The following is a 23,964-nucleotide window of genomic DNA, read 5'->3' on the forward strand; positions in this document are numbered from 1 at the left end:
TTCTCTACTCAGCCACACCAACATTGGGAAGGCTTAGGCGTTGACGAGTGATTGAGGGCAAGCCTCATGGGAGGATAGAACCTCCTATGAAAGAACTCACCTCCCGGTCAGAACCTCTTCCGGTAGGCTTCCAGGTAGGCACTTCGACCCAGTTCCAGCGCGATCGCCTTACCCACCTCTGCTTTGCGGCGAACCTGACAAAGGCTAGGACAGCTTGTTCGCAGTCAAGCACCCCCTGCGGTTGCAGGTGTAAGCCGTTGGGCCATAGGCCCCGAATGCTAGCTTTGGCCGCAATCCTGGCCCACTTATAGCTGTAGCCAGTTCGGTTAAGACATGTCTCCTCAGAACGTTTGAACGTTCGAACGTTTCTAAGGTTTCTGGATGTCCTAACCCAAGTGACTATGGCTATAGTTAACGTTTTGGCAATTTTCCCAAAAGCTCAATCATCAACAGGGCACTCCCGCTGGCAAAAGCACCGCCGAGCATGCCATGGGCGACCCGAACCTTAGGCGCTTCGGTGAGGCAATGTTCAGGTAGTGCTTCTGATGTGCTACACGCTCGGCCCTCAACCCGCGCTGCACCACCGCCCAAAATGATCCCTGCCCCAAGCACTAAGGTAGCTGCCCATACCAAGCGGTTTTTTTCGCGTTGAATAAACATTTAGGTAGTTGACAAACGGTGGATTTAGAATACCCACCTCCATCAACGTTGATAACGCACAACTTGCCATAATTCTTTCCGGATTGAGCCTAAGCCTTGAGGCCAGCCTAAGGTTTGCCGGTAGGTGGGGGGTTATGCCAGTTTCACGCCTAAATCAACCGCTGCAAGACCATCAGCGATCGCGCCGCCACCGGAATACTCTTATCGCCGGTAACAATCCGCTCTTCACTGACAAACCGAGCTTCGGTGGTGTCGATCACTACCGACCAATGGTGGGCTTGAAACAGCTCAGCCAGATGGAACTCAATCGTTTCGTAGTGGGCGTTGAAAAACATCAAAAAGTCGTTGTCGCTAATCCGCTCTCCCTGCTTGCCGGGGCTAGGGATCTTGTCGCCGTTGAGAAAGACGCCAATCGATTTGATGTAGCCAATATCCCACTGGTCTTGGGTCATCTCGGTGCCATCGGGGTTCTGCCAGCTAATATCGGTTACCCCAAAGCCGTGGATGGGCTGCCCCTGAAACCACTTGCGCCGACGAAATACCGGGTGCTGCCGCCGAAAGAAAATCAGCTCTCGGCAAAAATTAATTAGGTCTTCGTTGCCCTCGGGCAGGTGCCAGTCAAACCAAGAAATCACGTTGTCTTGGCAGTAGGCGTTGTTGTTACCCCGCTGGGTGCGGCCCATTTCGTCGCCCCCCAGCAGCATCGGCACCCCTTGAGACAGCATTAGGGTGGTCAAAAAGTTGCGTCGCTGCTGCTCGCGCAGTCGCAGCACCTCAGGCTCATCGGTCAGCCCTTCGATCCCACAGTTCCAGGACGAATTATTGCTTTCCCCATCCTGGTTATTTTCTTCATTAGCGTCGTTGTGCTTGTCGTTGTAGCTGACCAGATCGTTGAGGGTAAAGCCGTCGTGGGCGGTGATGAAATTAATGCTGGCGTTGGGCTGCCGTCCATTCATCTGAAAGTAGAGATCGGGGCTGCCGGTGAGGCGGTAGGCAAACTCACCCAGGGTTTCATCTTGCCCCCGCCAAAAATCGCGCACGGTATCGCGATATTTGCCGTTCCACTCCGACCAGTTGACCGGAAAGTTGCCCACTTGGTAGCCGCCCATGCCCACATCCCAGGGTTCAGCAATTAGCTTTACCCCGGCCAGCAGGGGGTCTTGATGGATCAGGTCAAAGAAGGCCGACAGCCGGTCAACGTCGTACAGTTCTCGCGCCAGGGCTGAGGCCAGGTCAAACCGAAAGCCATCCACGTGCATGTCGCCCACCCAAAAGCGCAGGCTATCCATAATCAGCTTTAGCACCTGGGGGCTGCGCATGTGCAACGAGTTGCCACAGCCGGTAAAGTCCATGTAGTAGCGCGGGTCATCTTCCATTAGACGGTAGTAGCTGACGTTGTCAATGCCCCGCAGCGAGAGGGTTGGCCCCATGTGATTGCCTTCACCCGTGTGGTTATACACCACATCGAGAATCACTTCGATACCCGCCTGGTGCAGGGCTTTCACCATCTCCTTAAATTCTTTTACCTGCTCCCCCAGCCCGCCGCTAGAGCTATAGCCCGAGAAGGGAGCAAAAAAGTTAATCGAGTCGTAGCCCCAGTAGTTTTTCAGCCCCTTGTCAACCAGATGGCCAGGGCAAGAGAGATAGTGGTGAATCGGCATCAACTCTACAGCGCTAACGCCCAGCCGTTGCAGGTGCTCGATCGCAACCGGGTGAGCCATGCCCGCGTAGGTACCCCGCAATTCTTTGGGAATATCGGGGTGCTGTTTAGTAAACCCTTTGACATGCACTTCGTAGATGACGGTCTCGTGCCAGGGAGTGCGCAGCAGAGTATCGTCTTCCCAGTCAAAGGTTTCGTCGACCACAACCGACTTGGGCATCAGGGCCATACTGTCGAGGTCAGAAAAAGAGAGGTCTGCGTCGGGGCTATCCCAGTCGTAGCCAAAGATCTCTGGCCCACTGCCCACCTCGCCCGAAATCGCTTTGGCGTAGGGGTCAATCAACAGTTTGTTGGGGTTGAAGCGGTGCCCTTCGTGGGGAGCGTAGGGGCCATGTACCCGGTAGCCATACTCTTGACCAGGGCCAATGCCGGGTAGATAGCCGTGCCAGACAAAATTGCTCACCTCGGTAAGCGGCACCCGGGTTTCAGTGCCGTCTTTGTCGAAGAGACAAAGCTCAACCGCCGTTGCATGTTCAGAGAAGAGTGCAAAGTTGGTGCCCTTATGATCCCAATGGGCACCAAGGGGATAGACATCACCGGGCCAAACTGCAACGTACATAGCGAAAAGTTGTATAGGTGGATTGAATGGCGATCAGGCCGACTATTTGGCCAACATCGACTCCCCCAAACGCCTGGGCAGCATCTCAGGAAAACCTAAGGGGGCCTCAACCAGAGTCTGAGGCCGAAAGCCCGTCAGCGAATGAGTTGAATTCAAGTTTGGAGACCGATGCAGACCGCGGCTGCTTCTCTGAGATGAGCTTGAAACAGCCATTCCAAGTTGACGCGTTAAGCTAATCTCGCAACGATGCCGTCCTAAAAGGCCGTGGCTTTCGTGGCTTGAAGATGAAAAACGATATATCAGAGGATTCTAAAAAAATAGCAAAGTCTTTTCTACCGGGAATCTATCCAAGGAAGGAGCACAAGCTTGGGGGATTTAGTCAGGGGTGTCGGTCTTAGCCGATACGGCCCTTTGCCGCTGGAGTCACCGCTGGTTCCTCCATTTGGAGGCTTGGTGTTGCAGCTGAGGGCGATCGCTCGGGAGCCAATTTCATGGCTGCCTGAGCACGATCCCTCTAGGGTTCTTGCCTAGGAGGGGCAATCATGACGGCTCAAGGGACTCAACCCATGTTTAGGGTCACTCTGCCGCACCTCACACTATATATATGGTGAATATATAGTGATGCCGACCATACCTTGCGATCGCCGATCGCTAGCGGCCTGACCCTCGCCCCTCGTAGCTGGCTGAAAAATGTTGGGCCAGGGTGGCCGCAATGATGGGGTCGTTAGCCTGCCGCAATAGGGTCATGATCGATACATCCTGTGGGTTTGTAGATTTAACTACAGTGCGATCGCCCCTATTTCGGAAACTTTAAGCCCCCCGCAAACCCCCCAAAGATCAAGCATTATCCGTTGATAATTAACATTAATTAACAAAAAGAGAGTCTATTAGGCGATTTGGAGATCATGGCCCGCCTCTTTATTGAGTTTTGTTAATAGAACGCCCTTCCAATGATCAATTTTGTGATCAGAGCAATTCCAGAAGCCTCATGGATCAAGGGATTCCGCAGATTGAATTATTGTTAACCTCCGTCAAAAAGCGTCAAATTGCGAGACTATAATGCTCAAGAGCAATCACCGCCTAAGTATCACTTGTACCTGTGGGCAGCCTTGCACTCGGGTACAGTTCTAGCCAAGGCGATTGATTCTCGATTTGCTTTTGTCTAGAGAGAGGAGAGTCTCCATGACAACTACCCCGCGCGAGCGGGAGGCGAAAGCCAAAGTCATCGTCGACAGGGATCCAGTACCTACTTCGTTTGAGAAGTGGGGCAAGCCGGGTCACTTCGATCGGACTTTAGCTAAGGGACCCAAAACCACCACTTGGATTTGGAACCTTCACGCCGACGCTCACGATTTTGATAGTCATACCAGTGACCTAGAAGACATTTCGCGCAAAATCTTTAGTGCGCACTTCGGTCACCTAGCCGTCATCTTTATCTGGCTCAGCGGCATGTATTTCCATGGCGCTAAGTTTTCAAACTTCGAAGCCTGGATGACCAATCCCACGGGCATCAAGCCCAGTGCTCAGGTGGTCTGGCCGATCTTCGGTCAAGAAATCCTGAATGCTGATGTGGGTGGCGGTTTCCAGGGCATTCAAATCACCTCTGGCCTATTCCAGTACTGGCGCGCCGCTGGCATCACCAATGGCTTCCAGCTCTACGTCACCGCCATTGGGGCGCTAGTGATGGCGGCCCTGATGCTGTTCGCTGGCTGGTTCCACTACCACAAGGCCGCTCCCAAGCTGGAGTGGTTCCAAAACGTGGAATCAATGATGAACCACCACCTGGCTGGCTTGCTCGGTCTAGGCTGCCTTAGCTGGGCTGGTCACCAGATTCACGTGGCGCTGCCAGTTAATAAAATGCTGGATGCCGGTGTGGCTCCGCAGGATATTCCCCTGCCCCACCAGTTCATCCTGAATAAGAGTCTGATGGTTGACCTCTACCCCAGCTTTGCTGAGGGTCTGAAGCCCTTCTTCACCCTTAACTGGGGTGTGTACGCTGACTTCCTCACCTTCAAAGGTGGGCTCAACCCCGTGACCGGCGGCCTCTGGCTGTCCGACACCGCTCACCACCACCTGGCACTAGCCGTTCTCTTCATCGTTGCGGGCCACATGTACCGCACCAACTGGGGCATCGGCCACAGCATGAAGGAAATTCTAGAAGGCCACAAGGGTGACCCCCTCCTGTTTGGTGGCAAGGGCCACGATGGCCTGTACGAGAACCTGACCACCTCCTGGCATGCCCAGCTGGCGGTTAACCTGGCCATCCTGGGTTCCCTCACCATCATCGTGGCGCAACACATGTACGCCATGCCTCCCTATCCGTACCTCGCGACGGATTACCCCACTCAGCTGTCGCTGTTTACCCACCACATGTGGATTGGCGGCTTCTTGATTGTGGGTGCCGGTGCCCACGCTGCCATCTTCATGGTGCGTGACTACGATCCGGCCGTGAATATGGACAACGCGCTCGATCGCATGCTGCGCTCTCGCGATGCCATTATTTCTCACCTCAACTGGGTGTGTATTTTCCTCGGCTTCCACAGCTTTGGTCTATACATCCACAACGACACCATGCGTGCCCTGGGTCGTCCCCAAGACATGTTCTCTGACACGGCCATTAAGCTGCAGCCGGTCTTTGCCCAGTGGGTGCAAGGCTTGCACAGCGCCGCAGCCGGAGCTACTGCTCCTAATGCTATGGCCAGCGTCAGCCCCGTGTTCGGTGGCGATGTGGTCGCCGTGGCCGGCAAGGTAGCGATGATGCCCATGGCCCTCGGCACTGCCGACTTCATGGTGCACCACATCCACGCCTTCACCATCCACGTGACCGCGCTGATTCTGCTTAAAGGCGTGCTGTACGCCCGCAGCTCTCGACTCGTACCCGACAAAGGCGAACTGGGCTTCCGGTTCCCCTGCGACGGTCCCGGTCGGGGCGGCACCTGTCAGGTTTCCGCTTGGGACCACGTGTTCCTGGGCCTGTTCTGGATGTACAACTCCCTATCCATTGTGATCTTCCACTTCAGCTGGAAGATGCAGTCCGACATTTGGGGCACGGTGAGTCCCGATGGCACGGTAAGTCACATCACCGGCGGCAACTTTGCCCAAAGTGCAATCACCATCAACGGCTGGCTGCGCGACTTCCTGTGGGCGCAAGCCTCTCAGGTGATTGGTTCCTACGGTTCGGCGCTGTCGGCCTACGGTCTGCTGTTCTTGGGTGCCCACTTTGTTTGGGCCTTTAGCCTGATGTTCCTGTTCAGTGGTCGCGGCTACTGGCAAGAATTGATTGAGTCCATCGTCTGGGCTCACAGCAAGCTGAAGGTGGCTCCCGCTATTCAGCCTCGTGCTCTGAGCATTACTCAGGGGCGGGCTGTGGGTGTGGCTCACTACCTCCTAGGGGGTATTGCTACTACCTGGGCCTTCTTCCTGGCTCGAATCATCGCGGTGGGCTAGGTTTCTCGTCATGGAATCTCCTGGGGGCGCTATAGGGCGCAAGCTTTGCGCCCCTACGCCCCTAAATACCGCACTCATGACTCAAATGTCGTACTAGATTCCGTTTTGATTCATGGCAACTAAATTCCCTAAATTTAGCCAGGACTTGGCCCAAGATCCGACCACACGGCGGATCTGGTACGGGATTGCCACCGCCCACGACTTTGAAAGCCACGACGGCATGACGGAGGAGAATCTTTACCAAAAGATTTTCGCCTCCCACTTTGGCCACCTGGCAATCATCTTTCTGTGGACTTCGGGCAACCTGTTCCACGTCGCCTGGCAAGGCAACTTCGAACAGTGGATCAAAGATCCGCTCAACATCAAACCGATCGCCCACGCGATCTGGGATCCTCACTTTGGCCAGCCTGCGGTAGATGCTTTCTCCCAGGCCGGGTCTTCGACTCCGGTGAACATTGCCTTCTCAGGCGTGTACCACTGGTGGTACACCATCGGCATGCGCACCAACAGTGACCTGTACAGTGGCGCTGTCTTTCTGCTGATTCTGTCGGCGGTCTTCCTGTTCGCAGGCTGGCTGCACCTTCAGCCCAAGTTTCGCCCTAGCTTGTCCTGGTTCAAAAACGCCGAGTCTCGCCTCAACCACCACCTGGCTGGTCTGTTTGGCGTCAGCTCTCTGGCTTGGACCGGTCACCTAGTGCACGTGGCTATCCCCGAATCTCGCGGTGTCCACGTGGGTTGGGACAACTTCCTCTCGATGAAGCCCCACCCCGAAGGCTTAATGCCCTTCTTTACCGGTAACTGGGGAGTCTATGCCCAGAACCCCGATACCTCTAGCCATATCTTTGGTACGGCAACCGGGTCTGGTTCTGCGATTCTGACCTTCCTGGGTGGCTTCCATCCTCAGACAGAGTCTCTCTGGCTGACGGATATGGCCCACCACCACCTGGCGATCGCGGTGATCTTCATCATCGCTGGCCACATGTACCGCACCAACTTCGGTATTGGCCACAGCATCAAAGAAATCTTGAATGCTCACAAGCCACCCGGTGGCGGTCTGGGTGAAGGTCACAAGGGTCTCTACGACACCTTGAACAACTCCCTCCACTTCCAGCTGGCTCTGGCCTTGGCTTCGCTGGGTGTGATTACCTCCCTAGTGGCGCAGCACATGTACGCGCTGCCCCCCTACGCCTTCATGGCTAAGGACTACACCACCCAGGCGGCTCTGTATACCCACCACCAGTACATCGCTGGATTCATTATGGTGGGGGCCTTTGCCCACGGCGCGATCTTCCTGATCCGCGACTACGACCCCGTTGCTAATAAGAACAACGTCCTCGATCGCGTTCTACAGCACAAAGAGGCGATCATCTCGCACCTGAGCTGGGTGTCGCTGTTCCTGGGTTTCCACACCCTGGGTCTGTACGTGCACAACGACGTGGTGGTTGCCTTTGGCACCCCCGAGAAGCAGATTCTGGTTGAGCCTGTGTTTGCCCAGTGGGTGCAAGCCTGCTCCGGTAAGCTGCTCTACGGCTTCGACACTCTGCTGTCGAACCCCGACAGCGTGACTCAGACCGCCAATGCCGTTTACCTGCCCGGCTGGTTTGATGCCATCAACAGCAACGCCAACTCGCTGTTTCTAACCATTGGCCCTGGCGACTTCCTGGTTCACCATGCGATCGCCCTGGGTCTGCACACCACCACCTTGATCTTGGTCAAGGGTGCTCTGGATGCGCGCGGTTCGAAGCTGATGCCCGACAAAAAAGACTTCGGCTACAGCTTCCCCTGCGACGGCCCCGGCCGTGGCGGCACCTGCGACATCTCTGCTTGGGATTCGTTCTACCTGGCCATGTTCTGGATGCTCAACACCATTGGTTGGGTGACCTTCTACTGGCACTGGAAGCACCTGAGCATCTGGTCTGGTAACGTCGCTCAGTTCAATGAGTCGTCGAACTACCTGATGGGCTGGCTGCGCGATTACCTGTGGCTCAACAGCTCTCAGCTGATCAACGGCTACAACCCCTACGGCATGAACAACCTTGCTGTCTGGGCCTGGATGTTCCTCTTTGGACACCTGGTTTGGGCCACCGGCTTCATGTTCTTGATCTCTTGGCGCGGTTACTGGCAAGAGCTGATCGAAACTCTTGTCTGGGCGCACGAGCGCACTCCCCTAGCGAACCTGGTTCGTTGGAAGGACAAGCCCGTTGCCATGTCGATCATTCAGGGTCGAGTTGTGGGCCTAGCTCACTTCACGGTGGGTTACATCCTCACCTACGCGGCCTTCCTGATAGCTTCAACGTCAAGCCGATTTGGCTAAGTTGGTCTAGTTAGGTAAACCCTTCAAAACTCCTCGGCGCTCTGCTCCGGGGAGTTTTGTATTTAGAGGCAGTAGCACTATCATCGTGGAGTCTGTCAGGGTGCAAGGCTGTATGCCAACGGTATTGAGAAAAGATGGCTTTGACTTTCGGATGTACTTTGATGATCACATTCCTGCCCATGTCCATGCATTTAAGGGCGATGGAGAGGTCAAAATCAGTCTGGGAGATCCGCTAACCCAGCCTATAGTGATAGTCGCTTACAATATGAGCAGTAAAGAGGCTAAGCAGGCACTAGCGATCGTGCTTGAACATCAGACCGAGCTTTTGAAGCGTTGGGTAGAGATGCATGGCTGATTTAATTGAGGACGCTCAATTCCTAGAACAGTACCAGCGGGCCGTAGCAGCAGCTAACCAAGCTAGGGCTACAGAACCTAGAGCGGTAGCAGTCTATTACGATGCTATAAATCACCTGATCGTGATTCGCCTCAACAGTGGAGCGGTGTTTAGCTTTGTGCCTGATATTGCCCAAGGATTGGGCGGGGCATCAAAAGAAGACTTAGCGGCAGTAGAAATTACCCCTTCTGGAACAGGACTGCACTGGGAAACCCTTGGTGCCGATTTTTCAGTATTGGGACTCCTCAGTGGGTGCTTTGGTACCAAAACATGGATGGCGACGTTGCAAAATCGCTTGCAGAGCCAGCTAGCTTGATTGCTAATACCAAAGGATGAGTGGGACTTAATTAAATTAAGAGCTAGAACCCTCTATGAATGCTGAAAAGATTCGCCTAATTCAACGTATTGACCACTTGCCAGACTCACTGATCAGGCCGGTATCGATTTTGTGGAGTTTCTGTTATGGAGGCAAAAAGCTAGTTCTGAAGATGTAGCCTTGACCAAAGATAGACCTAATGCAGAAGATCTAGCTTGGCTCAACTCTGACCTCTCAAACTTGGGTGTCTATGAACCCTACGAATGAGCTGAGGAAGAACTGAAAGAAGGCAAACGTTCCTGGAAAAGGGTTTGTGATTGGAGACTGACTGAATCTGTACTGCAATATGGTGATCATATTCCCGTACTGCGGTACAGATTCCCTAAGGTTGAGAGTTTTAGCAGTAGTTGAGATAAAGATGACTTTCCTAGGAGCAGGCTTCCATTAGGAAATTCTAGATAATGACTTTTCCGTATTAGGTCTACCGAGTGGATGGTTGAGACTAAAGACTGGACAAATAGGTTAAAAAAGTGACTTATGGTCGGCAAGCCTCATGAAAGGTAATTAATAAAGCGAAGTAACTAAGAAGAACAAGTAATATAGAGCAATTTTTTGCTGCTGGCCGATTAGAATTTTTGTATTGTATCTCAACGTGACACTTACTAAAGTGAGCGAAAGAGAAGTACAGAAAGGCGAAAGAGAACTAACAACTGCAATTTTCGAACATTAGGAATTCAAGAAAATGCTCTCTGCCTCGCCAAGCAACAATGCTTACTCCACTTGTCAAACTTAAATTTTCTCTAAATTTCAGCATTCGAAGAATGAGAATACCCGACATTGAAACAGCTCTTACAGAGCTTGAAGTAATATCACCTATGCAAGCAATGTTCTATAAAGAAGCTATAGAGCAAATCCCAAGCCTTGAATATGAACAGTATATTGGCGAATACAGAGTTGACTTCCTTGTCAAGGAGAAGAAGTTTGTTATCGAGATCGATGGTCATGATTACCATAAAACTAAGGAGCAAAGAACAAGAGATTGCTTGCGACAAAGAAAGCTAAATTTGTATGGGTATTATGTAATTCGTTTTACAGGCACAGAAGTTTATAGAAATGTTGGATCTTGTGTAAGAGAAACTCTTGATTTATTGAAGCAACAACCCCAGTTTGCCAATGGAATTGCTGAAATTCATCCAGACCATTACTATTGTTTCAGGATTCAAGAGTCTGTTATGAATCTTCTTGATAGAAATAATTGTGATTTTTATCAGGATGAATGCTGTTTTAGATTCGAGCTTGGAGAATATTTTGATCCTTTGTTAATAATTAAAAGTGGGAAAATTGCGTCAGTTTCGCATTTTTTCACGCAGAATTGTGATGTTATTAATGATCCGCAGGTAAGTTTTTATCTCGAAGGTGATGATCCTGGCTATGGTAATTGGATACCAGTCTCAATACAGCAATTGTTTGGTTCTCGGAGAGAATGTTCTAGTTACGATTCAGATGCAGATATCTTGACGACTTATGATCTTTCTGAGCAAAAAGATATTGCACGTTTTTGTGAGATATGGGGAGCATCTATTCGAGCACAAGGTTGGATAACTGATGGTCAATTAGTTAGTTGAAAGAACAACTTTTGGCTCCCTGACAGATTTGCTATCTGTCAGCCCTTTCCTTAAGTAAATGCTTGACTTTGTCGGATTTCTCCTGTAATAGCAAAAATCCACTCTCCTACCCGCGTCTTTCCCCATTACCGCACCCACCCCAGTAGACCAGGCTTGGCTTAACTCCGACTTTTCCATCCTCGGTGCCCGCTAACCCTACGAAGGGGCCGAAGGCGAACTAGAGCAGGGCAGCCCTACTCAAACTCAAACCTGTTATTGTGTGTTGCTGGGCTTGTTTTCAACAAAAATACACTTTGAAAAGTTTCCAAAACGGCCTTGCTTAGCAGGTGCTAAGTCACCCAAAGACTGTATATTTACGGGTCTAACCCCAACGACAGCAAAGTTACCTAAGCTGCTCTTGGGCTACCACTACGCCCCTACCCTGAATGAACTCTACAGAGGTAAACAGTAGAGGTAGAACATTGCATAGAGGAAGTGGATCCTAGTTCGATCGCTGACGCTTTTGCAGGGCTTCTAGCATTTGCTGCTTAACAGCCTCGGCCCAGACACTGAAATCTTCCCGATTCTCTAGGGCGTCGCTGGCCGATCGCGATACTGGGTAGGCAGTTTGTGCTGATTTTAGAGTGGCCATGGCTATAGGTGAGGTTGTTATGCCTCTGATATAACAAACTCTCAAGCGGCTTGACCACAGCAGTATGCGCCCTATGCATTGACTAGCCAAAGACTTGCATAGTTTGGGGTAATTTCCTCCATTAGATTTAGTTATCGGCCTGTCCTTGGATTCTTTCTGCCTCTTCTAAGGCCATAGCTCGGTTAGTAGCATAGGCTTGCACCCGGTCTTGGGCGATCGCATAGCGCTCGTCTTCCGGGGGCACTTCGGCCATCAGATCTGAGGCACGCTGCCAGCGCACAGCCAGGTCAAGCCATTGGGACGCAGTGGTAGCGTCTCTGCCATCTTCTACCGACTGTTGGGCAATGCGTACAGCCAGCACAAAGGGATCTTGACCCGCTGGAGGCGACGGAGCGGGGTCGGTTGTGGTGTCGGGGGTGTCCTGCGATCGCAGCCCCAGATCGATGCCTAGCCAGTCTTTGGTGGCCCAGCCCACCAGGAGCAGCAGCAGCGCCAGGCTAGCGCCGCCAATTAAGCCGCGCCAAAAGGCACTGCTGCTAGAAGTAGGCTTTTTTTTATAAACGTCGTCTAGAAAGGGGTTGCGCTGGCGGGGCGCTTTCAAGTCGCGCCAGAGTCGGGCGACAATATTGGGGCGTTTGAGCGTAATAGGTTCTGACCACAACAGGCTGTGTTCGGGGTCTCGCTTAATTTCATCGAGCCACAGCAACTGCTGCTCTTGCACAATGCGGCTATTGATATTGACCCGGCTAATGCCTCGGGGGCTAATGGACTCAAGCACTTGGCGCACCTGGTCTACCACCGTCTCCTTGGGGAGCGCCTCGGCGGTAGGGGCTTCGACCAGCAGTTGGAGAATGCCGCTGTCTTGGATGGCACGGGTACGAATGCTGTCTTCCGCGAAATGTTCGTTCAAAATTTGAATGATCGCGGCGACGCTACCCTGACGGGCTTGGTAATCGATGTCGTCTATGGTTGGAGGCATGACTCAAGGCTGCCGCACGCCACGGAAAACCGCAACATAGCGCAGAGATAAACGGCTGATCCCGAAATTATATCAACCGCTGCCAAACCCGGAACGCCTGTGTAAGTGCCGGGACTGATTCTTGATCCCCAATCCATGAGTTGTCCTATTTGTGTGGCAGAGTGCTAGACCACCCCAGTGGCTTAGGGCATGGGCATGGGGCGATCTGCTGAGCTGAATTTACAGCAGGTGCTGAAAGCGGTCTTCGGCCCCGATCTGTTTAACCGCCGCTTTGATGTCTTGGGTACGGTCTTTGCGCACAACCAGGGTGGCATTGCCGTCGCGCACAATCACCACATCCTCCAAGCCGATGGTGACAACCACTTCGTTGGGGTCGGCGGAGTAGACAATGCTGCCTTCGGTATCGAGGGCAACGTGGGTAGCCAGATCAACGTTTTTGTCACCGGGCTGCTTTAGCAAACGCTCGACGGCGTTCCAGTCGCCGAGGTCATCCCAGCCAAAGGTGACGGGCATGACGTAGGCGCGATCGGTGTGCTCCATGACGGCATAGTCGATGCTGAGTTTTTCCAGCCCAGGGTAGGCGTCTACGCCTTGGGCAATCAGCGCCTGCATTAACTGGGGGGCGTGGGTCTTGAGTTCGTGGATCATCACTCCAGCGGGGAAGATGAACATGCCGCTATTCCAGCTGAAGCGGCCGCTGTCGATGAAGGTTTGGGCGGTGGGGGCATCGGGTTTTTCGGTGAACCGGCTGACGGTGTAGGCGCTGAGGTGGCCGTAGGTGCCGGTCTGCTCGCCCTGCTCAATATAGCCGTAGCCAGTAGAGGGATAGGTGGGAGCAATGCCCAGCGTCGCGAGCGCCCCTTCTGCTACCGCCAGCTCTGCGGCGGCCTGTAGGGTGTGGCAAAAGGCGGCTTCGTCGGCAATCCAATGGTCGGCAGGAAAGAACCCCACCAGGGCATCGTCACCATAGCGTTGGGCCACCTCAAGCGTGCCCCAGGCCACGGCTGGGGCGGTATCGCGACCCACAGGCTCGATCAGCAGGTTGGCTTCGGGCAGCTCAGGTAGCTGTTCGCGCACCCGATCGGCCAAATGGGCCGCAGTGATCACCCAGATATTGTCCCAGCCTTCGGCGAGGCCGAGCAGACGGTCGGCGGTTGCTTGCAGCAGGCTGCGATCGCCGCCATCGAGACATAAGAACTGTTTGGGCCGGGCTAGGCGACTCACCGGCCAAAACCGTTCGCCCTTGCCTCCGGCCAAAATAATGGGGATTAGTGCAGCCATAGTAGAACTTTCTTTAGAGTTTAGTGATTGGGTCGTGGATCCTGTGCCCCTAGGTGGGTAGGCCTAAGCCTGCGAGGGCGCGTTTCCTAGCGTTGACGAGAACCACGGATATAAGTGGCTTAATCCTAGCCTTAGGAGGGAGATATCAGAGTAGAATTCGCTTAATATTGATTAACACATCAACCTGCTGCGAAGTTTTAGCTGAGCTTAGCCAGATCTTTTCAGCCTGGTCGCCCAACGGTGTCTAATCAGGTCGTGGTCTTAGCTGAGCTGCGGCTCAGATCCGTACTGGGGCTACACAGCGAAGTCGCGACAGGGGATATGGTGGTAGGGCGTGGCAGCAAATAAGCAGGTATCCATGACAACCCCCGTGCAGAACGCAGCAACCCAAGCAAGCGACCCATCTGAGCCTGGAACGCCCGACCAACCCCAAACTCCGCCAGACAGCGAGTTTTCCCCGCCATCCTCTCCCCTTCCCCTGCCAACTGCCACTGAGCGCCCCCAGGGGATGCGCCGAGTCGTTAACACTCTGCTGTGGGGTGGCCTGTTTGTTGGCACCGCCGTAACCTCGGCTGTCCTCGGAGCGACGGTGGCGTTGACCGTGCCCTTGCCCAACCTGTGGGGAGGCAAGGTTAACCCGGCGGCTAGCCTCGGCGACCTGTGGCAAGCCGGGTTTCGCTACCAGGTAACGCGCCCGGTCAATATCTTAGTTATGGGTATTGATGAGGTGCCTGAGGCGATGCCCAACTCCGACGAAGTTTTTGGGGGACGCACCGATACGCTGCTACTGGTGCGGGTCGATGCCGATGCTGGCACGCTTAACGTCATGTCGATTCCTCGCGATACTCGGGTACAGATACCGGGGTCTGGCATCGATAAGATCAACCAGGCCAACGTGCTGGGGGGGCCAGAATTGGTGTCTCAGACCATCGGCTACAACCTCGGCAATATCCAGGTCGATCGCTACGTGCGCATCAACACCACCGCCTTTCGAGAAATGGTCGATCTGGTAGGGGGCATTGAGGTCAATGTACCCAAGCGCATGGAGTATGTCGATCGCACCCAGGGGCTCTACATCGACCTGCACCCCGGCTGGCAAACCCTCAACGGTGACCAGGCCGAGCAATTTGCCCGTTTTCGTCAAGAAAGTGGCGATATTGGCCGGGTGCAGCGCCAGCAAATGCTGCTTAAAGCCCTGCGAGAACGGTTGACTAACCCCACGGTGATTCCCAAGTTGCCCCAGGCCATTCGGGTGTTGCAGCGCTACGTTGACACCAACTTGACCCTAGAAGAAATGCTGGCGATCGCCAACTTTGGCCTCGAAATCGAATCTGACCAGCTGCAAATGGTAATGTTGCCGGGCCGTTTTAGCACTCCAGAGGAGTTTATTGCCAGCTACTGGCTGCCCAACTGGGATGCCTCGGCAGCGGTGATGCAAAATTTCTTTCAGGCCGATGGGGTAGGGGTGTACGCCGATAATTCCCAGGGCCGCTACGTGGCCGACTTGACCATTGCGGTGCAAAACGCCTCTAACTACCCCAACCAGGGGGCGGCGGTGGCCCGTTATCTGCGCGAAAACGGGTTTGAGAATGTCTATGTCATTAGCGACTGGCCTGGTACGATCGCCCGAACTGAAGTCGTCGCCCAGCGGGGCGATGTGGAGAGTGCCCGGGTGGTGGAGTCGCTGCTAGGGGTAGGGCGTGCGATCTCTGAGTCAACCGGCGACCTCGGTTCTGACATTACTATTCGGGTGGGCCAAGACTGGGGCGATCGCGTTACCCAAGGTTCCGAGGCCTCGGTTCGGTAGCAAGCACCTGCCTGCCCAGGCTCTCGTTTCCTCAGAGAGGGTTTGCCGGACAACTGCCGCAATGGGGGTGGTTGATATTCGCCGCCCACTTGGCCCACACTAGGGGTTGGCCCAGCAACGCTGTGTAATGACAAATTTTGACGTTAACGCTGCCACCCTGCCAGTTGCCCTCAGCGTAGGTGGCCTAGTCGACTACATCAAAGCCGTGCTTGAAGACGACCCCACCCTGCGCCAGGTGTGGGTGGTCGGCGACGTTTCGAGCGTCAACCATCACCCCAAGGGGTTGTTTTTTACCCTCACTGACCCCGATACTGGCGCAGCCATGAGCTGTGTGGCCTGGCGCAGTCAGCAGGCGCGACTAACTGTGCTGCCTGCAATGGGCGAGCAGGTGATTGCTCTGGGTACGGTCAAGGTTTACCCCCAGCGCAGTAGCTATCAGCTCACGGTGTGGCAGGTGCTGCCCGGCGGCGATGGGCTCAGGGCCTTGCGCTACCGCCAGCTCAAGCAGCGCCTCGCCGCCGAGGGCCTGTTCGATGCTGAGTTTAAGCGCCCCTTGCCCGCGCTGCCCCAGACGATCGCGGTAGTGTCGTCGCCCCAGGCCGCAGCCTGGGGCGACATTCAGCGATCGCTGGGTCATCACCACCCTGGCCTGCACATTTTGTTTTCGCCCGCGACGGTACAGGGCGACACCGCCCCCGCCTCAATCGTGGCGGCCATAGACCGGGTCGCTGCCGATGGTCGAGCTGAGGTGTTGATTTTGGCCCGCGGCGGCGGGGCCAGCGAAGACCTGGAATGCTTTGACGACGAGCGGGTAGTGCGGGCCGTGGCCAACTGCCCGATGCCGGTGGTCACCGGCATTGGCCACCAGCGCGATGAGTCTCTAGCCGACCTGGCGGCAGATCTGTGTGCCCATACGCCGACGGCCGCCGCGATCGCGGCGGTGCCCGCCCTGACCGATTTAGTCGAAGCCCACCAGCAACGTGTGGATACCGTCAAAGCCCTAGTGGCTGAACACTTGCTGGACGCCCAAAGCGATGTCCAGCAACTGGGGCAGCGCCTCCTGCTCCTGCGCCTTGATCAGCGAGTGGCTCAGCAGCAGGTTCATCTCAAACAGCTCCAGCGACGACTGGTGCAGGGGGTGCAGGTAGAGCTGCGGCAGGCGAGCGATCGCACCGCCGCCCTGCGGAGTCACCTCATGACCCTTGACCCCGATACCGTCGTCAAGCGAGGCTACGCCCTAGTCCGTGACGACGCTGAGCAGCTCGTCACCAACGCCAAGACGGTTGTCCCTGGTCAAACCCTCCAGGTGCAGCTCGCCCAGGGCCACCTCACGGTCCAGGTGATCGAGGCCCATCCCCCTACCGCCTAAAACTTCTCACCGATTGCTCTGTCGGGCCGGGCTACAGTGCCGGCCTCGGCCTCGACTCACTCACTTCTCCATTAGTCACCATGCCTAAAAAGTCTGCCCCTGCTACCCCGCCCGACAACTGGAGCTACGAAGCCACCGTCGCCACCGTCGAGGACATCATCGCTGGCCTCGAATCGGGCAGCTTGCCCTTAGCGACGGTCTTGAGCCAGTTTGAGCAGGCGGTAGAGGCGCTTCAGCAGTGCGACGTCTATCTACGCGACAAGCAGCAGCAGGTGGATGTGCTGATTGAGACTTTGTCTGACTCCTAAGCAGCTGGTTGGGACTACACCATGTTGGCTAGGTTACGCCATATGGAGTAGTCCAGAAATCTGATTGAATCAGTTGGGGAATACTGTATAGGTTAGAAAACGTTAGCTTCAGAACCTTGGGTTTCTCTTGAACCTAGAAGCGGCTATAAGCCCTACTCCTATCACAGTTGCCCCCCAGACCATGGTGCTGGCGGCGATCGCTGCCATGCAGCCGGTCGCTCGCTCATCGCGCTCTGGCGATGCTCGGCCCGCCTGGGAATCTAGCGCTAACTGCGTGATCGTGGTGGAGTCGGGGCAGGTGGTCGGCATTTTGACCGCCAGTGATGTGGTACGGCTGGCAGTCAACCATCAGCCCCTAGAGACAATCGCGATCGCCGAGGTGATGAGTCAGCCTGCGGTGACCATGACCCAGTCGCCCAATGCAACGGTGGCCGAGGCGCTCGCTCTACTGCGGCGGTACGGCATTCGCCATTTGCCTGTGGTCAACCACGAGGGCGGCCTAGTGGGTCTGGTCACCCAAGATAGTGTGTTTGCCCTACTCGAGAGCGCTTTAGCTGAGGAAGACCCTACTGCCGCTGCAGGCAGCGGAGCGATCGCAGTCCCTACGCCCTTTGCGTGGAAAACGGCTTTGCAGGCGTCCCAGCATTACCTGACTGATATTCTCAACAACACTAAAGCCTGCATCTGTAGTTTTAGGCTGTATCCTGACGGCAATTACGAGTACGACTACTACTCTCAGGGCAGCACGCTCGTTTACGGCTATGCGCCCCAACACTTTAAGGCCCAGGCCAATCTGTGGCGATCGCGGGTGCTGCCCGATGACTTAGAAACCGTCATTATGCCTGCCGTGCAGGCCGTCTTTGACGGGGAAACTCACCTTGACCTCGAATTTCGGTTTCGCCACGGCGACGGAGCCCTGCGGTGGATTAGGGAAAGCTACACCGCCCGTTGGGATCAGGCCCAGCGCTGCTGGATGGTCACCACCGTCGCCGTAGATATTAGCGCTCGCAAACGGGCCGAAATGGCGCTGCAAGCCAGCGAAGCCCGCTTTCGGGCAGTGTTTGAGCAGGCGGCTGTAGGCATTAACCAGGCCGATGCCACGGGGCGATTCATTCAAACTAACCAATATTTCTGTGACCTCTTGGGCTATACCCAGGCAGAACTTTTGGCCCTGCGCTATCAAGATATTACCCACCCCGACGATCTGGCCCAGTTTTACCCCTTCCAAACTCGCCAGTTGCAGGGAGAGTTGACCTGTTTTACCTTAGAGCGGCGCTACCGCCATAAAGCAGGCGAGTGGATCTGGACAGAGCTGACCCTGTCGCTCATCCGTGACGAGGCGGGGCGGGTGGTGTCTGACCTGGCAATTGTGGTCGATATTCGCGATCGCAAACGGGCCGAACTGGCCCTGCGATACAGCGAAGCTAAGAGCCGGGCCGTTTTGGCGGTCATGCCCGACCTGATGTTTCGCCTGGGGGCTGACGGTCGCTACCGGGAGGTGATCAATCCCCGACCCGATCTAGAACTGTTTTTTGAGGGCCGTGACCCGGTGGGGCGGCGGCTGGTAGAGTTTGCCCCGGCAGATATGGCTACGCGCAAGCTGAGCATAATGGAGCTAGCCCTGACCGCTGGAAAAATTCAGCTCTACGAACAAGAGATCGAAACCCCCGACGGCTGGCGCTACGAAGAAGTGCGGGTTGTCAAGAGCGGCGACGATGAAGTGCTATTTATGATTCGCGATATTACCGATCGCAAGCAGGCCCAGGCCCAGATTGTGCACAATTCCCTGCACGACCCGCTGACGGGGTTACCCAATCGCACGCTGCTCAGCGATCGCCTCAATGCCGCTATTCACCGAGCCCAGCGCAACCCCAACTATCAGTACGCGGTGCTGTTTCTCGACCTCGATCGCTTTAAGGTGATCAACGATAGCCTGGGCCACGCCATTGGTGACCAGCTGCTGATTGCGATCGCTCAAAAGCTGCACCTTCACATTCGCACGACCGACGTGGCCGCCCGACTTGGGGGCGACGAATTTGTGCTGCTGCTAGAGGAAATCGATGGCCCAGACAAGGCTGTGACCGTGGCCGAGCGGGTCTTAGCCGATTGCCAAACCCCGCTGATGATTGAGGGCAACGAGGTGTTGACCGGGGTGAGCATTGGCATTGCCACCGGCAGCGAACGCTATACCGACGCGGCGGAGATTATTCGCGATGCCGATATTGCCATGTATCGGGCCAAACACCGGCAGCGCGGCACCTACCAGTTCTTTGACCCAGCCATGCACACCCAGGTGCTCGCCCAGCACACCCTAGAAGTAGAGCTCTACCGGGCGATCGAGCAGAATGAACTGGCGGTGTATTACCAGCCCATGGTCGACTTAGTCCAGGGGCGACTCATGGGGTTTGAGGCCCTAGTGCGATGGCTCCACCCAACCCGAGGGTGGCTAACCCCCGACGGGTTTTTACCCTGTGCCGAGGCCACGGGGCTAATTGTGGCGCTCGATCAGTGGATGCTGCGCCAGACCTGTCGGCAGATGAGCCTCTGGCAGCGGCAGTTCCCGGCCCTAGACAACCTGTGCATGGGCGTCAATCTCTCGGCCCAAAATTTTGCCACCACCTCACTGCTAGCTGACATTGAGGCGGTTTTGGCGGAGACCGGGCTGCCGGGGCATTGTCTCAACCTCGAAATCACCGAAAATATTTTGATTCAAGATATGGATAAGGCGATCTATCTGCTCACGCAGTTGGCAGATCGGGGCATCCGCATTAGCGTTGACGACTTTGGCGTGGGCCATTCTTCCCTACAATACCTGCACCGGTTTCCCCTCACCCATCTCAAAATCGATCGCGGCTTTGTGAGGCACCTGGGCAGCGACCACCGCGACTATGCCATGGTGCAAATGATTTTGGGCCTCAGCCAGCAGCTGGGACTATCGGCGATCGCCGAGGGGATCGAAACCTCCCAACAGCTACGGCTCATTCAACAACTGGGCTGCCAGTTTGCCCAGGGCTATCTGTTTTCAGAACCCATCACTGCCGCCGCCGCTGAGGTTTATTTGAGCGAACAAGCCCTCAACTGGCCAACGGAGTAGCCCCCAAAAACTGACAAGAGGACAGTCCTCAGTCGAGCGGCTCTAGCCTTGTCAAAAATCGACAAATAAAGTACAAGTGTACTTATTCGCTAATGCCGATGGCGGACTTGATTTGATCTACAAACCCTTGATGGTCGATCACTGGTTTAGAGATATAGCCATCGGCACCACTCTGGCTCAAGAAATTCTCGCGATCGCCCTCCATGGCGTGGGCCGTCACCAGAATGACGGGCAAACCCGCCGTGGCGGGGTCAGACTTCAGCAGCTGGGTAATTTTGATGCCATCCATGGGTTTGCCCTGGTACATACTGTGAGCCAGAGATACATCCATCAAAACCACGTCAACGTCGCCGCTGCGGGCAATGGCGATCACCTCTTCCACATCTTCAGTATGCTTAACGGCCAGGCCGCCGCGCTTAGTCAAAATTTTGGAAAACACCCGAGCATTTACCAGGTCGTCTTCGACGAGTAAGACGGTCTTCATCGCGTGTGCTAACCCCTGTCATCGGAGGAATGTGTTATTTAGAACGTAAATTAAGTGGTTGATGCGCCTGCCGACTGGGGCCTTGCCCGTAATTCGGGCACTCTGGAGAAGCTCACGGGCTTCCAAACCCAGCCCAGGCTTGGCTCGACCTAGGAACCTAGGCCAGCGTCGTCAGCCCCAAGGCTTGCTATTGCCACAGCCTTGACTATAAGTTACAGCATTGTTAACGCTGATTGACCAGGCTAGGCTAAACCAGCGCTGCTCTACAACGTTGTTTTTAGCCAAGACTGAGCTAAGCGCTGCGAACGACTGCCCCATACCGTCACCTCTGTCCCCCTTACCTCAATCATCCAGGTTCCCTGCCCATGGCCGACCAACTCGATATTCTTGCTTCTGGGCAGATTGTGCCCACCTCGCTTCACACCGAGGTGCAGCGGTCATACCTGGAATACGCCATGAGCGTCATTGTGGGTCGGGCGCTGCCCGACGTGCGCGACGGCCTCAAGCCGGTGCACCGCCGCATTCTCTACGCCATGCATGAGCTGGGGCTAACTCCCGATCGCCCCTACCGCAAATGCGCCCGCGTGGTCGGCGACGTGCTGGGTAAGTACCACCCCCACGGCGACCAGGCGGTGTACGACGCCCTGGTGCGCATGGTGCAAACCTTTTCGAGCCGCTACCCGCTGCTCGACGGCCACGGCAACTTTGGCTCGGTCGATAACGACCCTCCGGCGGCCATGCGCTACACCGAAACTCGCCTGTCGCCGATTAGCAACGAGGCCATGCTGACCGATATCAGCGAGGCCCTAGTCGACTTTAGCGACAACTTCGACAGCTCTCAGCAGGAGCCGGTGGTGCTGCCCACCCAGCTGCCCAACCTGCTGCTCAACGGGTCTTCAGGCATTGCCGTGGGTATGGCCACCAACATTCCGCCCCACAACATGGGCGAAGTGATCGACGGTCTGGTGGCTCTGATCGATCGCCCCACGATCACCGACGACGAGCTGTTTCGTCTGATTCCTGGCCCCGACTTTCCTACCGGGGGCGAGATTATTGGCACCGAGGGCATTCTCGACGCCTACCGCACCGGGCGGGGCAGCATTCCGATTCGCGGCATCTGCCAGTTTGAGGAGGTGCACCCCGGTCGCGGTCGCCAGCGGCGCAATGCCATTATCGTCACCGAGTTGCCCTACCAGGTGAACAAGGCCGGATGGATTGAGAAAATTGCTCAGCTAGTCAATGCCGGACGGCTGGAAGGGATTGCCGATATTCGCGATGAGAGCGATCGCGACGGCATGCGGGTGGTGATCGAACTCAAGCGCGATGCCCCCGCTCAGCGGGTGCTGCAAGACCTCTACCGCACCACACCCTTGCAGACCAACTTCGGCGTGATCATGCTGGCCCTCGACAACGGCCAGCCCCGCCAACTGCCCCTACGCGAGGTCATGCAGGCGTTTCTCGACTTCCGTGAAACCACCCTCACCCGCCACTACCAGCACCAGCTCGAAAAAACCGAGGCCAAGCTGCACATCACCGAGGGGCTGCTGGCGGCGCTCAACAACCTCGATGCGATCATTGACATTTTGCGCAACGCCCCCGACGGCACCACCGCCAAGCAGGCCTTTCAGCAGCGCTTTGACCTCAGCGAGCGCCAATCTGACGCAATTTTGGCCATGCCCCTGCGTAAGCTTACCGGTATGGAGCACCAGGGCCTGGCTACCGAGGCCAAAGAACTGCGCCAGCGACGGGATGACCTCAATCGGCTGCTGAGCGATCGCAAAGAGCTGCTCAAGGCGATGAAAAAGGAGCTGAAAGCCCTCAAAAAGAAGTTCAGCGATCCTCGCCGTACCCGCATTCAAACCGATGCCGAGCGGGCCGAAGAGTCGCAGCAGGTCGAAGAGATCATTGCCGAAACGGTCGAAGAAGCTACCGTGGTGGAATTTACCCAAAAGGGCTACGTGCGGCGCTATTCGCAAAAGGCTTACCAGCGGCGGCAGGCCCGGCTAGAGGCCGATACCGACCCCAAACTCCACGCCATTGACGATGATCCGGTGGTGCAGGTTGAACCGACAGTGACCACCCAGGAGGTGCTCACCCTCACCCGCGATGGCCGCGCCTTCACGGTGATAGTGGAGGCGATTCCTAATAATCCTCGTCAGGGCAAGGGTTCACCCTTGGTCAACTTGCTGCCAGGGTCGGTGCCGCCCGATGCCGATGCGATCGTGGCCCAGTTTGTCATTCGCGACGATTTGCTCGAGCACGACCTGATTTGCTTGACAAAGCGGGGCAAGATTAAGCGCGCCCCGCTGCAGGAGTTCACCAACCTCACTGGGCGAGGCCTGACTGCCATGAAAGTCAAAGACGGCGATGAGCTGGCCTACGTCACCCTAGCGGAACCGGGCGATGATCTGGTGCTGGGCACCACGGGCGGGCGGCTGCTGCGCTTCCCCATCGACGACGACAACCTACCGGTGCTGGGCCGTGCCGCCCAAGGCCCCCAGGGCATTCGCATGGGCAAACAAGAGACTTTAGCGGGGTGCGTAGCGGTGCAGTCGAGCAAAGATTGCCTGCTGCTGCTCTCGACCCAGGGCTACGCCAAGCGCTTGCCCGTAGACAGTTTGCGGGTGGCGAAACGCGGCGATATTGGCACTCAATCTTTTCAGTTCAGCCTCAAGACTGACAGCTTGATGGCGTTGCTGCCAGCGGCGCCCAAAGAGTCGGTGACTGTATTTACGAGTGCTGAGCGCACTGCCGTTATTGCCGTCGATTCGGTGCCACGCCAGGGCAGGACTGGGGAGAGCGATCGCATCGTCAAACCCAACAAAGGCGAAACCATTACCCAGGTGCGTCGCATCATTCCGCCCGATCAGAGCACCCTAGCCGAAGCAGAGTAAGATAAATTTTGGATTTTAGATTGGCGATTTTCAAAGTTGCCGCCTCGCCCTGGGGTGCATTAGCGCTGGCCATGCACCCTCT

The 23,964-nt window shown here is 55.7% G+C and carries 16 protein-coding genes; 10 read left to right on the top strand and 6 right to left on the bottom strand.

The window, feature by feature from the left end; translation table 11 throughout:
* Positions 1 to 411: 411 nt before the first annotated feature.
* Together RRF56_RS10340 and glgX are read right to left on the bottom strand one after the other, a co-directional pair.
* Positions 412 to 660: a hypothetical protein gene (locus RRF56_RS10340; RefSeq protein ID WP_317037560.1), complete on the bottom strand. Its 249-nt coding sequence runs from the start codon at positions 658 to 660 to the stop codon at positions 412 to 414.
* 149 nt (positions 661 to 809) lie between these two features.
* Entirely contained in the window at positions 810 to 2,939 is a 2,130-nt protein-coding gene (gene glgX, locus RRF56_RS10345; RefSeq protein ID WP_317037561.1) for a glycogen debranching protein GlgX, read from the bottom strand.
* A 1,182-nt stretch (positions 2,940 to 4,121) separates the two neighbouring features.
* Here glgX and psaA point away from each other — a divergent pair.
* From psaA to RRF56_RS10370, 5 genes are all read left to right on the top strand, one after another.
* Positions 4,122 to 6,386, top strand: a complete 2,265-nt coding sequence (psaA, locus tag RRF56_RS10350) for a photosystem I core protein PsaA (RefSeq protein WP_317037562.1) — start codon at positions 4,122 to 4,124, stop codon at positions 6,384 to 6,386.
* A 112-nt stretch (positions 6,387 to 6,498) separates the two neighbouring features.
* Complete coding sequence (psaB, locus tag RRF56_RS10355) at positions 6,499 to 8,700, top strand: photosystem I core protein PsaB (protein WP_317037563.1); 2,202 nt, start codon at positions 6,499 to 6,501, stop codon at positions 8,698 to 8,700.
* Positions 8,701 to 8,812: 112 nt separating this feature from the next.
* The gene (locus RRF56_RS10360; protein WP_317037564.1) at positions 8,813 to 9,055 is read left to right on the top strand and encodes a DUF4160 domain-containing protein; all 243 of its coding nucleotides are present in this window, start codon (positions 8,813 to 8,815) and stop codon (positions 9,053 to 9,055) included.
* On the top strand, positions 9,048 to 9,410 hold the full coding sequence (locus RRF56_RS10365) for a DUF2442 domain-containing protein (RefSeq protein WP_317037565.1): 363 nt from the start codon (positions 9,048 to 9,050) through the stop codon (positions 9,408 to 9,410). The genes RRF56_RS10360 and RRF56_RS10365 overlap by 8 nt, the downstream gene beginning before the upstream one ends.
* A gap of 821 nt (positions 9,411 to 10,231) precedes the next feature.
* The gene (locus RRF56_RS10370) at positions 10,232 to 11,035 is read left to right on the top strand and encodes an endonuclease domain-containing protein (RefSeq protein ID WP_317037566.1); all 804 of its coding nucleotides are present in this window, start codon (positions 10,232 to 10,234) and stop codon (positions 11,033 to 11,035) included.
* Positions 11,036 to 11,516: 481 nt separating this feature from the next.
* Here the strand turns inward: RRF56_RS10370 and RRF56_RS10375 are convergent, their stop codons facing one another.
* From RRF56_RS10375 to RRF56_RS10385, 3 genes are all read right to left on the bottom strand, one after another.
* Positions 11,517 to 11,666, bottom strand: coding sequence for a hypothetical protein (locus tag RRF56_RS10375; protein WP_317037567.1), 150 nt, complete (start codon positions 11,664 to 11,666; stop codon positions 11,517 to 11,519).
* Between the two features lie 127 nt (positions 11,667 to 11,793).
* On the bottom strand, positions 11,794 to 12,645 hold the full coding sequence (locus RRF56_RS10380; protein WP_317037568.1) for a hypothetical protein: 852 nt from the start codon (positions 12,643 to 12,645) through the stop codon (positions 11,794 to 11,796).
* Between the two features lie 219 nt (positions 12,646 to 12,864).
* Positions 12,865 to 13,926, bottom strand: a complete 1,062-nt coding sequence (locus RRF56_RS10385) for a mannose-1-phosphate guanylyltransferase (protein WP_317037569.1) — start codon at positions 13,924 to 13,926, stop codon at positions 12,865 to 12,867.
* Between the two features lie 358 nt (positions 13,927 to 14,284).
* On the opposite strand from RRF56_RS10385, the gene RRF56_RS10390 reads away from it, so the two are divergent.
* The 4 genes from RRF56_RS10390 to RRF56_RS10405 all read left to right on the top strand — a co-directional run bounded on the left by RRF56_RS10390 (position 14,285) and on the right by RRF56_RS10405 (position 20,504).
* Positions 14,285 to 15,733, top strand: a complete 1,449-nt coding sequence (locus RRF56_RS10390) for an LCP family protein (protein ID WP_317037570.1) — start codon at positions 14,285 to 14,287, stop codon at positions 15,731 to 15,733.
* 127 nt (positions 15,734 to 15,860) lie between these two features.
* Complete coding sequence (xseA, locus tag RRF56_RS10395; RefSeq protein ID WP_317037571.1) at positions 15,861 to 17,102, top strand: exodeoxyribonuclease VII large subunit; 1,242 nt, start codon at positions 15,861 to 15,863, stop codon at positions 17,100 to 17,102.
* 80 nt (positions 17,103 to 17,182) lie between these two features.
* Positions 17,183 to 17,410: an exodeoxyribonuclease VII small subunit gene (xseB, locus tag RRF56_RS10400; RefSeq protein WP_317037572.1), complete on the top strand. Its 228-nt coding sequence runs from the start codon at positions 17,183 to 17,185 to the stop codon at positions 17,408 to 17,410.
* 127 nt (positions 17,411 to 17,537) lie between these two features.
* The gene (locus tag RRF56_RS10405) at positions 17,538 to 20,504 is read left to right on the top strand and encodes an EAL domain-containing protein (RefSeq protein ID WP_317037573.1); all 2,967 of its coding nucleotides are present in this window, start codon (positions 17,538 to 17,540) and stop codon (positions 20,502 to 20,504) included.
* 82 nt (positions 20,505 to 20,586) lie between these two features.
* Here the strand turns inward: RRF56_RS10405 and RRF56_RS10410 are convergent, their stop codons facing one another.
* Positions 20,587 to 20,988 (bottom strand): response regulator, encoded by a 402-nt coding sequence (locus RRF56_RS10410; protein ID WP_317037574.1) that lies wholly within the window; start codon positions 20,986 to 20,988, stop codon positions 20,587 to 20,589.
* Between the two features lie 365 nt (positions 20,989 to 21,353).
* Here RRF56_RS10410 and gyrA point away from each other — a divergent pair, with 365 nt between their 5' ends.
* A complete protein-coding gene (gene gyrA, locus RRF56_RS10415) occupies positions 21,354 to 23,882 on the top strand; it encodes a DNA gyrase subunit A (protein WP_317037575.1) in 2,529 nt (842 codons plus the stop codon).
* The last annotated feature ends 82 nt before the right edge of the window (positions 23,883 to 23,964 follow it).

The organism is Nodosilinea sp. E11 (assembly GCF_032813545.1).
Classification (GTDB): Bacteria; Cyanobacteriota; Cyanobacteriia; order Phormidesmidales; family Phormidesmidaceae; genus Nodosilinea.

What these genes read in the sequence shown, in the direction of transcription:
- gyrA (WP_317037575.1), top strand. Translation starts at nt 21,354, where the DNA reads ATGGCCGACCAACTCGATATTCTTGCTTCTGGGCAGATTGTGCCCACC.
- RRF56_RS10385 (WP_317037569.1), bottom strand. Translation starts at nt 13,926, where the DNA reads ATGGCTGCACTAATCCCCATTATTTTGGCCGGAGGCAAGGGCGAACGG.
- RRF56_RS10340 (WP_317037560.1), bottom strand. Translation starts at nt 660, where the DNA reads ATGTTTATTCAACGCGAAAAAAACCGCTTGGTATGGGCAGCTACCTTA.
- xseB (WP_317037572.1), top strand. Translation starts at nt 17,183, where the DNA reads ATGCCTAAAAAGTCTGCCCCTGCTACCCCGCCCGACAACTGGAGCTAC.
- glgX (WP_317037561.1), bottom strand. Translation starts at nt 2,939, where the DNA reads ATGTACGTTGCAGTTTGGCCCGGTGATGTCTATCCCCTTGGTGCCCAT.
- RRF56_RS10375 (WP_317037567.1), bottom strand. Translation starts at nt 11,666, where the DNA reads ATGGCCACTCTAAAATCAGCACAAACTGCCTACCCAGTATCGCGATCG.
- RRF56_RS10380 (WP_317037568.1), bottom strand. Translation starts at nt 12,645, where the DNA reads ATGCCTCCAACCATAGACGACATCGATTACCAAGCCCGTCAGGGTAGC.
- RRF56_RS10390 (WP_317037570.1), top strand. Translation starts at nt 14,285, where the DNA reads ATGACAACCCCCGTGCAGAACGCAGCAACCCAAGCAAGCGACCCATCT.
- psaA (WP_317037562.1), top strand. Translation starts at nt 4,122, where the DNA reads ATGACAACTACCCCGCGCGAGCGGGAGGCGAAAGCCAAAGTCATCGTC.
- RRF56_RS10410 (WP_317037574.1), bottom strand. Translation starts at nt 20,988, where the DNA reads ATGAAGACCGTCTTACTCGTCGAAGACGACCTGGTAAATGCTCGGGTG.
- RRF56_RS10365 (WP_317037565.1), top strand. Translation starts at nt 9,048, where the DNA reads ATGGCTGATTTAATTGAGGACGCTCAATTCCTAGAACAGTACCAGCGG.
- psaB (WP_317037563.1), top strand. Translation starts at nt 6,499, where the DNA reads ATGGCAACTAAATTCCCTAAATTTAGCCAGGACTTGGCCCAAGATCCG.
- RRF56_RS10370 (WP_317037566.1), top strand. Translation starts at nt 10,232, where the DNA reads ATGAGAATACCCGACATTGAAACAGCTCTTACAGAGCTTGAAGTAATA.
- xseA (WP_317037571.1), top strand. Translation starts at nt 15,861, where the DNA reads ATGACAAATTTTGACGTTAACGCTGCCACCCTGCCAGTTGCCCTCAGC.
- RRF56_RS10360 (WP_317037564.1), top strand. Translation starts at nt 8,813, where the DNA reads ATGCCAACGGTATTGAGAAAAGATGGCTTTGACTTTCGGATGTACTTT.